Source organism: Butyrivibrio sp. INlla14 (genome assembly GCF_900102515.1).
Lineage (GTDB): Bacteria > Bacillota > Clostridia > Lachnospirales > Lachnospiraceae > Butyrivibrio.
Genome location: NZ_FMVS01000007.1, coordinates 131,921 through 141,254 on the forward strand (window position 1 = coordinate 131,921; position 9,334 = coordinate 141,254).

At 43.1% G+C, this 9,334-nt stretch carries 11 protein-coding genes; 9 read left to right on the forward strand and 2 right to left on the reverse strand.

Features of this window, described 5'->3' with window-relative positions; genetic code table 11:
- Window positions 1-8 precede the first annotated feature (8 nt).
- The 9 genes from BLO53_RS06330 to BLO53_RS06370 all read left to right on the forward strand — a co-directional run bounded on the left by BLO53_RS06330 (window position 9) and on the right by BLO53_RS06370 (window position 5,490).
- Entirely contained in the window at window positions 9-398 is a 390-nt protein-coding gene (locus BLO53_RS06330) for a hypothetical protein (protein WP_092059779.1), read from the forward strand.
- Window positions 399-563: 165 nt separating this feature from the next.
- Window positions 564-905 carry a helix-turn-helix transcriptional regulator gene (locus tag BLO53_RS06335; protein ID WP_092059781.1) on the forward strand — a complete coding sequence of 114 codons (342 nt, stop codon included), beginning with the start codon at window positions 564-566 and terminating at the stop codon, window positions 903-905.
- 100 nt (window positions 906-1,005) lie between these two features.
- On the forward strand, window positions 1,006-1,602 hold the full coding sequence (locus BLO53_RS06340; protein ID WP_092059783.1) for a hypothetical protein: 597 nt from the start codon (window positions 1,006-1,008) through the stop codon (window positions 1,600-1,602).
- 394 nt (window positions 1,603-1,996) lie between these two features.
- On the forward strand, window positions 1,997-2,242 hold the full coding sequence (locus BLO53_RS06345) for a hypothetical protein (protein ID WP_143003217.1): 246 nt from the start codon (window positions 1,997-1,999) through the stop codon (window positions 2,240-2,242).
- A 281-nt stretch (window positions 2,243-2,523) separates the two neighbouring features.
- Window positions 2,524-2,874: a helix-turn-helix domain-containing protein gene (locus BLO53_RS06350; protein ID WP_176757189.1), complete on the forward strand. Its 351-nt coding sequence runs from the start codon at window positions 2,524-2,526 to the stop codon at window positions 2,872-2,874.
- 141 nt (window positions 2,875-3,015) lie between these two features.
- Entirely contained in the window at window positions 3,016-3,228 is a 213-nt protein-coding gene (locus BLO53_RS06355; RefSeq protein ID WP_092059789.1) for a helix-turn-helix domain-containing protein, read from the forward strand.
- A 75-nt stretch (window positions 3,229-3,303) separates the two neighbouring features.
- Entirely contained in the window at window positions 3,304-3,900 is a 597-nt protein-coding gene (locus BLO53_RS06360; RefSeq protein ID WP_092059791.1) for a sigma-70 family RNA polymerase sigma factor, read from the forward strand.
- Complete coding sequence (locus tag BLO53_RS06365; protein WP_092059793.1) at window positions 3,867-4,097, forward strand: DUF6462 family protein; 231 nt, start codon at window positions 3,867-3,869, stop codon at window positions 4,095-4,097. The genes BLO53_RS06360 and BLO53_RS06365 overlap by 34 nt, the downstream gene beginning before the upstream one ends.
- A gap of 151 nt (window positions 4,098-4,248) precedes the next feature.
- Window positions 4,249-5,490, forward strand: coding sequence for a tyrosine-type recombinase/integrase (locus BLO53_RS06370; protein ID WP_092059795.1), 1,242 nt, complete (start codon window positions 4,249-4,251; stop codon window positions 5,488-5,490).
- 500 nt (window positions 5,491-5,990) lie between these two features.
- Here BLO53_RS06370 and BLO53_RS06375 read toward each other — a convergent pair whose 3' ends face one another.
- Window positions 5,991-8,852 carry a hypothetical protein gene (locus BLO53_RS06375; protein ID WP_092059797.1) on the reverse strand — a complete coding sequence of 954 codons (2,862 nt, stop codon included), beginning with the start codon at window positions 8,850-8,852 and terminating at the stop codon, window positions 5,991-5,993.
- Window positions 8,839-9,165 (reverse strand): hypothetical protein, encoded by a 327-nt coding sequence (locus tag BLO53_RS06380; protein WP_092059799.1) that lies wholly within the window; start codon window positions 9,163-9,165, stop codon window positions 8,839-8,841. The genes BLO53_RS06375 and BLO53_RS06380 overlap by 14 nt, the downstream gene beginning before the upstream one ends.
- Window positions 9,166-9,334 lie beyond the last annotated feature (169 nt).

Consider the following 9,334-nt stretch of genomic DNA (forward strand, 5'->3'; position numbering starts at 1 on the left):
GCGTTGAAATGAAAGTTTGGAAACTTGTTGCAGGTATTTTATCAATAGTATTGTTTATCATTGTGGCATTCCAGTCATGTGCAGCTGGTATGGTAAATGCCCTGGAAGAAAATGGCGGCTCGTCGGGGTCTGCCGGAATCATAGTTGCGATCCTTATGCTTACCGGTGGAATAGTATCTATTGCGACCAGGAAGAGCACGGGAAAAGGTGGCAATATAGCTCTTATCATTATCTTTGGCCTTGCTGCTCTTATAGGATTTGCAGGACATGGTAATTACAGTGATCTTGTAATCTGGGCTGGCTGGTGCCTTATAAATGCGGTAGTTGCTGTGATAGCAATCATTACTGGAAAAAAGAATGCAGATCCGGCTGATTCCGGAAATAAAGAAACAAACTGAAAAAAGTATATTGTTCATTAAGGAAGAGACCTCGTTTGAGGTCTTTTCCCATTTATGGGGGAGTTGTCTGGGCACGACTATACATAGCTTTCAAATGATTATTTAGAAACGACTATTTTCATACAATAGTGGGGTAATCACTTTCATTTGAAAGGAGATCATTCCATGACAGCACGAGATGTCCAGCACAGGATCAGTGAATTATTGGATGAACGAGGTTGGAGCCAGACGCATCTTGCAAAGATAGTTGGCGTACCAACTTCTACCATTACAGATATATTTAAAAGAGATTCATATCCTACAATATCGCTTCTGGAGAGAATCAGTGATGCGTTTGGGATGACGGTTGGAGAGTTTTTCTCCTTTGACATACCGCCTTCTACGAACATGCAACTTACGCCAGCGGAAACAAGGATAATGACATATGTAAAGAAGCTGAATGCACGTAATCAGGAGCGTGTGATTGACTTTATGACCGGTATTATAGGTAGTGATGATAGCAAATAATATGTCTTGAAATGGGTTTCGATAAATTCATATAACTATTGTTTAGACAGGAGATTGGGGATTATCCGATTGTCCTGTCATTTTTTTGAGGTAAATAATTATGGGTAAAAAGAAATCTAAGGACTATATTGAGGTTGCAAAAATGTGCAGGCAGGAAGGCTTCTCAGAGGAGAAGGTATTAAAGCTGTGCACGCCATTATGTGAAGATTTTCGTGATAAGAATTATGGAGCTTCTAAGGATGCGCATATGCCACAGAGTGAAGAAGAAATAACAGAAGATAAGCTGGCGGATCGGGATATATTTTTTTATGTACTTACTAAACCATTTGACGAGTCTGTAATGGAACGGGCTAAACTGATAGATAATATCATCAAAAAGCCATGGTTTAAGGGGAAGATTGACATGATCCTGGATGAAGTGGCCAATTTCAGGGTTAAGGGTCCTAAATATAAGAGAATACTTAAAGAAAGTTATTTTGATGGTAATAAGAGAATAGACTCAGATATATATACTGATATGGGAATAGCCAGTTCTACATTTTACGAAATGAGACCAATAGCTATAAGGCTGCTTGGAATTTTAATGTGGAAATATGTAAAGCGTAGGCAATATGAGGATATGGCCAGAGGAATAATACCATTTAAAGAAATTCCACAAAATGATGAAGATATTTCCAAACTCCCACCGCTGGAGTGATTTAAAGGCGTTTGATCATTCGTATTTATGCCTTTTTTATTTAGAAAATAAATCGGAGTAAAATCGGAGACTTTTCGGAGTAATTTCGTATGAAAGTCGGAGTGAATTCGGAAGATTGGTTTCTGGAATCATGATATACTACGCATGTTTTGGTGCCAGCATGAAAAAATAGTTTTGTTTAAGGAGGAGAATTGCAATTGTAGTTTTGTAAAATGTGTACAAAAAATAGGACAGAACAACTGTTCGATTTCTACTTGTGACTTATCATTCAGACAACTATAATTAGTGTATAGCAACCGCGGGGCTATAAAAGAGATCAGCTAACGGTTTTCTTTCCCTAATCCGTTAATTGTAACTATTAACAATTGGTTTTGTTCGCTTGGGGGTGAAGAGTTTGAAAAGAGCGAAGTTATCCATGGAGGGAGAACGCTGGGTTAACTGCCCGGTTTGTGGTAATAAGATCATGAAGGCCAGACGTGCCGATGTAGACGAGATATGTGAAGAGTGCGGCAATCTGATAACAATATGTGTGACCAAGAATTTTGTTACTACTATAGTTAATGATGAAGAGAGTGATGAGCAGACCTTTACAGAGAGGATGCTCAGGTACCAGAAGGAGTTGGCGTTATTGACCAACTGATGCGGCCGGAAGCTTCTGGCCAATATACAACTTAATATGTTAATGCGGCAGATGATGGACTAGTGCAGTGCCAACGAGCCAGGAACAGCATCGCCTGCCTAAAGATTTGCCAAGAGCTTAAAGAGTCGTGTAACTAACAACACGTAACATCGAAGGAGTCTGCAAAACGGAAGTATACCGAAAGGTTTTAACCTTAGGTTTATTAAAGTTTTGCAGGCTCTTTCTCTATGCTCTTGGCTCGGTTGCTTCCGTTTTGGTGGATTCCGGAAACGGAGAATGAAATGGAAACAAGAAACACAGAAACAATCGGAGGAAGGATCAGGGAGCTTCGTGAAGCAAGCGGCATCGGCCAGAAGGAACTGGCTGCAGAGTTCTTTTTATCAAACAAGAGCGTTATATCTGCCTATGAGAGGGAGACAAGGACACTGCCTATAGATGTTCTTCTCAAGTATTCCGAGAGGTTCCGGGTATCTACTGATTGGATCCTTAAGGGAGTTGATGAAGTTCACGTTAATACCCTTCAGGAAGCCGGAGTTGAAGAAATTGAAAAGCTTTTTTCAAACCTTAAGAGCGCGGAGGTAAGGGCAGTTGCTGTTGCCCAGCTAAAGGCGCTGGCTCTGCTTGACAGATGACGGTATACAGATTGCATACCGAGTATACAGCTCAGTTCTAGTGCTTATGCGGGGTGCAGCCTTATGATGGAAGAGTCTTAAGACGACACGCGCGAAAAAATATTTAGGAAGGACAGTTCATGATCATGGCAGGCCAGTAAGATGATGGCAGAAAAAACATTGGGAGAAAAGATCAGAATCAGAAGGAGAGAGCTTAGACTCAGCCAGGAGAAGTTTGCTGAAAAGTTGTATGTGAGCAGACAGATCGTAGCTAACTGCGAGACAGGAAGAACAGATATAAAGATGTCTCTTTTTCTGGAAATGGCAAACGTTCTGGAGCTGAGTCCGAAATGCTTTTTTGACGGTACTTACTAATAAGTAGAGAACACACTCCTTGAAATCGGATGTAGGAAAAAAGTTGAGAATCTACATATATAAAGGAGGTGCTTCATGGCAATTCAATTAGTAGATGATTATGCTGCAGCAGATGCAGGAGGGAAGGTGGATATTATCTGCAGAAACTATCCTTCCTTCCTGGGAATGTTAGACAGTCGGATAGAAGGACTTGTCTATACCATTGAGACAGACAGGGCATGCAGCAGGCACTCTGACAGAGGTGCGCTTGGTGTCAGGGTGCAGACAAGCGGAACGAGTGATCCGACTGCTAATACGGGAATCAGTGAGACCATGACGAGGGATGCGCTGAGGACCTGTGATTTTTCAAGCGGTGTACTGGAGGGTACTGAGAACGAAATAGATTATATGTATGAGGCATATGTGATCCGCGATATGCGCAAGGCCTATTTCTTATTCAATACCCAGATGTGCATCCTCAAGCCAAAGGAGAAAGCTCTTTTCACTTCATATATCAATGGTGCAAAGGATGCAGCAGAGATCGCTGATGAGCTTGGGATAACCCAGGAGTCAGCAAGACTTAAGATTCACAGAGCAAAGAAGAAGGTGAAGCTATCAATGCTTCACTGTATGCAGACTAAAGACAGGAGGGACGGTAAATGCCGGCAAGAAAAACAAGTATCACTAATGTAGCGGAGGCTGTAAAGTCCGGAAAGAAGTTTGTCACTTACAAGGAGGGAAAAGACCTATATTCAATGGGGCTTCATACCTTTGAGAAAATGGCTAAGGACGCAGGAGCCATATACCACATTAAGAGAAGGGTGCTGGTCAACACAGAGATTTTCGATGCATTCATGGAAAATTTTCGTGACGCAAATTATACATCGTAATTGTCCATTGTTGTCCAAAGAAGTCCAAATGGCAGTATTTATGCGGCTTTGCACTTCTTTCACAGGATAAAAATGGATTGTAACAGAGGAATAATGCGGATTATAATGTGTTTATGAACCGGTTATTCCTCTTTTTTATTAGGAGGAAAACATGACGAGAAAAGATTCAAGAGGTTACAACCTGTACGTAGGTGAGTTCCAGAGAAAGGATGGCAGATACGTATATTCCTATACAGACCGTATGGGACAGAGACACTCTATATATAAGAAGACACTGGTTGAACTCAGGGAGGCTGAGAGGAAATTAAAGAGAGATTATGATGATGGCCTTGATCCCAGTAAGTCAAAGAATGTAGCAGTCAACAGCATGGTGGAAACTTATCTTGACACCAAGCACAATCTCAAAGTTACTACCAAGGGCACTTATGTTAATGTCTATAAGAGTTATATCAAGGAAGACTTTGGTAAGATGAAGATTGTCGACGTCAAGTATTCAGACATCAAGAAGTTCTATTACGGGCTCATCATTGAGCGCGGACTCAAGGCGACGACAGTTGATCATGTACATACTGTTCTCCGCCCTGCATTCCAGATGGCTGTTCGGGATGGCTACATCAGGACAAATCCGACAGATGATGTCATGGCAGAGATCAAGCGCAGCAAGTTCTGGGAAAAACCGGACAGAAAAGCTCTTACCATTGATGAGCAGCAGGCTTTTATGGATATATTCAGGAACAATCCTGAATTCAGGGGATGGCTTCCGATTATCACGGTGCTTCTCGGCACTGGCATGCGTATAGGCGAGTGCCTTGCGATCAGATGGGACTGCGTTGATTTTCAGAATCGAATCATCCATGTCAACCATACTCTCAGCGACAGGCCTGATGAATTTGGGGACTGCAGTAAGCGCATGCTACCTACGAAAACCGCTGCAGGTACCAGGGACATTCCGATGGTCCAGGAAGTATATGATGCTTTTCTGATGGAATATGAGTTCCAGAGCGTACTTGGTTTCTGTGATGAAGAGATCGATGGATTCACCGGATTTGTTTTCTGTACCGGCGAGCACAAGGCTCTCCATCCAGGAGCAGTCAACCGTGCTATCCACGATGCAATCGATTCTTATAATGAAGAGGAGGTCCTTATGGCTGCTGATGAAAACAGGGAGCCTTTTCTGCTCCCGAGTATTTCTGCCCATATATTACGTCACACTTTCTGCACCAGGCTCTGCGAGAATGAGTCAAACATCAAGGTGATCCAGGCCATCATGGGCCATGCGGACATAACCACCACGATGAACATCTACGCTGAGGCTACCAGAGAGAAGAAACAGGAGGTCATGATGAACCTTGAAGGCAAGATCATCATCAGACCGGAGCGCAGTGATTCATGATGTATCGGTTCGGGCTTCTATGGATAAATTTGGTGATGACAAACCAGAACATAGGAGTTATAATATGAGTGTAGCGTAATGCTCATATCAATTACAGAGATGTGATTGAGAGAAATGTGTAGTCAATTGCTTCATCTGGACTGCACTGTATGTATTTGGTTCGTAACAGTACTCTTTCCACCGAAGACCACCTTTTTGGAGGCCTGCACCTCGGTTGACAGCACAAATCCGGTGCTCCATGGATTTCGGTGGTAGAGTCAAACGGAGAAAAAATAGCTCAGAAGGATTTGCTTGGAGCTGTACGGATTAAGTAAGGGGAGCAATCACCATTTTTCCCGACCTTGAAAAGTGTTGGCCGTTAAAAGCCAGTGTTTATGCGGCTTGCGAGATGCAGTCAGAACGAAATGACAACAAATTGACAACAATTCTTCCGATAACCACGAAGATTGTCAAAGGATTATAAGTTGTTGGAGAAAAAATCAGCATAGAGATTTATCTCATTACCTGTCTTCCAAATCCTTATGATACTTGGCGTACAACTCGCGCCCTCTCTCTCCGAGCAGAAGTATGATGACCAGCCACCACCAGCTCATCTTTTTGGGCGGAGCGGGAATATCCGGTGTTCCAGAAAGAGCAACGTCCTCATCAGCAATAGTTACTGTTTTCTCAAAAGAAAGCTCATCTGATTGTTCTACAGCATCTGAAAGAGCCACTTCTTCATCTACAATAGTCGTTGTTGCACCGGTGCTCTCTGCCAAATCAGCTGCACCACTTCCTCCTGCGCCTGATGCCCCACTATTGTCTTGAACTGCCGCATTACCCAAAGCCGTCGCACTTGCATTTACCACTGCAAGGCCGGGAGCTTCGGGATTTTCAGAAACCTGCGTAGTCCCGTTGCTATCCGATATTTCTACCGCAGTATCACGTCCTCCGCCGGAAGCCGCCTGAACGGTGGTAGTGAATGTTGCAAAAGTCGGCGTTGCGGCATCTGTTGTTTCGGCATCTGTTGTTTCGGTACTCGATGCCTCAGAGCCGGATGATGCGCCGCCTGTCCTATTGGCAGCCGGTGCGATAACGGTCGGTGTAAGCCGTGCGATCACCTCATTAAGACTGGTAAGAGCAGAGTCATATCCTGACTGTAATCTGCTCAGTTTTTGGCCCGCATCCTCAACTTTCTGATTTGCTTCATTTAGCTTGTCGCCCAAAAGAGCTATGGCTTCGCTGACGGTCATCTGATTGAGTTTCTCTGCCTCTTCTCCCTCTGCCTCAAGTCCCAGGAAGGAAACCATATCCGATATTTCCAGAACGTCTTTTGCAAGGACTGTCCTTCTCTTCCTTTCTTTGTAAAGGTCATCTATCATATCGGATAATTTAACAGCTTCTTCCTGCGCCTCTTTTACTTCACTCAGTGCCGAGTCAACCGCTACCTGATATACAGAAACTGTAGAAGCTATTTTATGAGAATATGTGCCGTCATCATTTTTAACGTAATTCTTGTCCATATCCTCAATCATATACTTATTCAGCCGGTAATTTGCATCTCTGATATCTTGGAAAATACGCTCAGCTTCTTCTTTTGAGTGATTATACATCAGAGCCTTCATCATCTTTTCCTGGAATTTTTTATCCCTCCTGCCGTCATGGATATAATAATCTTCCAGATCATGATCCTCAGCTATTACAAATACGTTGGCATCGTGAAGCAGATTGTTCTTATTCTGTACTATTTTCGTAACTTCATAATCACCTGCAGAATAAACCCCATCTGCTTCTGTGACCTCTCCGGACTCCACCATCCTGTCAAATTCTTCTTTTACAACATACTTCCTGTCATCTTCGTCACCATAAGCATATACTTCGTAAAATCCCTGGTTCGCAAGATTCCTTCTCTCATCGTTGAAGTAGTTGCCATACTTTTTTACAAGAGCATCATTTGCCTTTACTTCTTCTTCTGACTTCTCATAGGCTACAACGCCCCAGGAATTTCCTAAATCACCAAATTTATTTCCTTTATCCAGTTTGTCAAGGTTATCAATGTTAAAGTACCTTGTAACAGTCTTGCCATCTTCCTTATAGCTTACCATGTCATAGTTATAGTCCTGATGATCAAAGCCCTGAACAAACTGCCAGGTTACTTCATCCGCCTTCTTGTGGATGATAAAGTTTTCAACATATTCTCTTACAATATTTCTCTTGTTTTCCCACTGGGTTGCGCCTTTGATCTTATGGAAGGTCTCATTCATAATGCGGGCATTTTCAGCATCATCCGCAAGAGCCTGCTGTGCATCACTTACAACCTCCAGAAGGTTATTGACCTTTTGTTCAGCAGAAGCCATCTTTTCCTGTACTTCACTTGTCTGTGTCTTGGCATTTCCAAGCCTCTTAGCATACGCAAGCTCAGCTTCTTTAAGTTCATTTTCGGCCTGTCTGAGAGCATCCAGCGCGGTATTGTATTGTGCAAGAATGGAGTTATAGTACTCCTGCTTAGCCCTAAGCAGTGAATCTTCGGCAGTAATGTCGTTTACCAATTGCCCGTAATCTTCATAGGCCTTATTGGCTGCTTCGATGGATTGAGCCCCGTTTATAGCTGCCATCAGATCCTCTGACATAGTCGTAGCATCTGTAGTATCTGCCAAAATGTTGCCTGCCCATTCATCAGCTTCTTTGGCTGCGCCAAATGCCTCTTTCGAGCTCTCTTCAATTTTCACTACAGCTTCTTCTGCTTTGGCGTTCTCTGCATCTGCTTCCTTAAGCTCATCTTTTACCACGTCCATATCAGCTGCAGCACTTTCAAGCTCGGCAACTGCAGTAGGTTCCCCATCAGCAGTCACATCTGAGGAGTCATTGTAAACTGCCTGCGCAGCTTCAGTCACTTCCTTTATGACCTGCTCAGCTACCGGACCGACTATCACTGCGTCATCGGCCAGTTCCTTTGCCTCATCTGCCGCATCCACAACAACAGGCTGAATATCTGTCTGAGCCTCGAAATCAAGTATTGCCTGAGCAGCTTCCTGCACTGCAGATACTGCACTGACGTTTTCCGAAGAAGCGGAAGCATCCGTACTTACTTCACTGCTCTGCGTCACATCCTGCTGTGGTGCAGTCTCATTTGTATCAGCTGTAACCGACTGAACTACATCGGCCTGATCCTGTGCCTGCTGTGTCACAGCTACCGGCTCCGCTACATTTTCAGAAACCTGCGCAGTGGACGGCTGCGGCGGATTATTGTTCTCTTCTCCGTCACCGGATGATACGTTCTCGTTAGCATACGCCGAAATAGGCGTAGAAAGAGCCATCATAGCAGATATCCCAATTGTCAGTGCCGACATCAGCTTTTTGTTCTTGATATCACTCCTTCTCATTCTGATCGCCTCCTATACTTTCAAACAAATATAACAAAACGTCAGGTGTAAATTTGCTGGCCTTAAATGCCAAAGACTTCTTCATCCCTTCCTCGGGATCTTCCCGGACTGTCTCTGCATACATTATCATCGTATCAGCAACTATTATCACATCTCTTCCAACCAGATCAGGAATTCTCTTATCAACTGTAATCGCAATTCCGAGAGGGCTTATGTTTTTGACTTGCCCATAGTATTTTTCAAGTGTCTCTTTATCTACTATCACGCTGTTTGCCAAAAACTCTACTCTATTGATTGTTCTGCGCTCTACCATCTTTATTCCCTCCTAGTTTTCTTAATATCAGTATATTCGGTTGCATGTCATAGAAAGTATCATAATTTCATTATAACTTGTTTTAATTACGATTTAATATTATCTTTATTAAATTTAATAATTTGTAAATAAATAGCCCCTAAGCCACTAGCAGCTTAGGAGCCATAAT

Coding starts and splice junctions, on each gene's coding strand:
- BLO53_RS06375 (WP_092059797.1), bottom strand. CDS start 8,852: ATGAGAAGGAGTGATATCAAGAACAAAAAGCTGATGTCGGCACTGACA.
- BLO53_RS06340 (WP_092059783.1), top strand. CDS start 1,006: ATGGGTAAAAAGAAATCTAAGGACTATATTGAGGTTGCAAAAATGTGC.
- BLO53_RS06335 (WP_092059781.1), top strand. CDS start 564: ATGACAGCACGAGATGTCCAGCACAGGATCAGTGAATTATTGGATGAA.
- BLO53_RS06350 (WP_176757189.1), top strand. CDS start 2,524: ATGGAAACAAGAAACACAGAAACAATCGGAGGAAGGATCAGGGAGCTT.
- BLO53_RS06380 (WP_092059799.1), bottom strand. CDS start 9,165: ATGGTAGAGCGCAGAACAATCAATAGAGTAGAGTTTTTGGCAAACAGC.
- BLO53_RS06370 (WP_092059795.1), top strand. CDS start 4,249: ATGACGAGAAAAGATTCAAGAGGTTACAACCTGTACGTAGGTGAGTTC.
- BLO53_RS06360 (WP_092059791.1), top strand. CDS start 3,304: ATGGCAATTCAATTAGTAGATGATTATGCTGCAGCAGATGCAGGAGGG.
- BLO53_RS06330 (WP_092059779.1), top strand. CDS start 9: ATGAAAGTTTGGAAACTTGTTGCAGGTATTTTATCAATAGTATTGTTT.
- BLO53_RS06365 (WP_092059793.1), top strand. CDS start 3,867: ATGCCGGCAAGAAAAACAAGTATCACTAATGTAGCGGAGGCTGTAAAG.
- BLO53_RS06355 (WP_092059789.1), top strand. CDS start 3,016: ATGATGGCAGAAAAAACATTGGGAGAAAAGATCAGAATCAGAAGGAGA.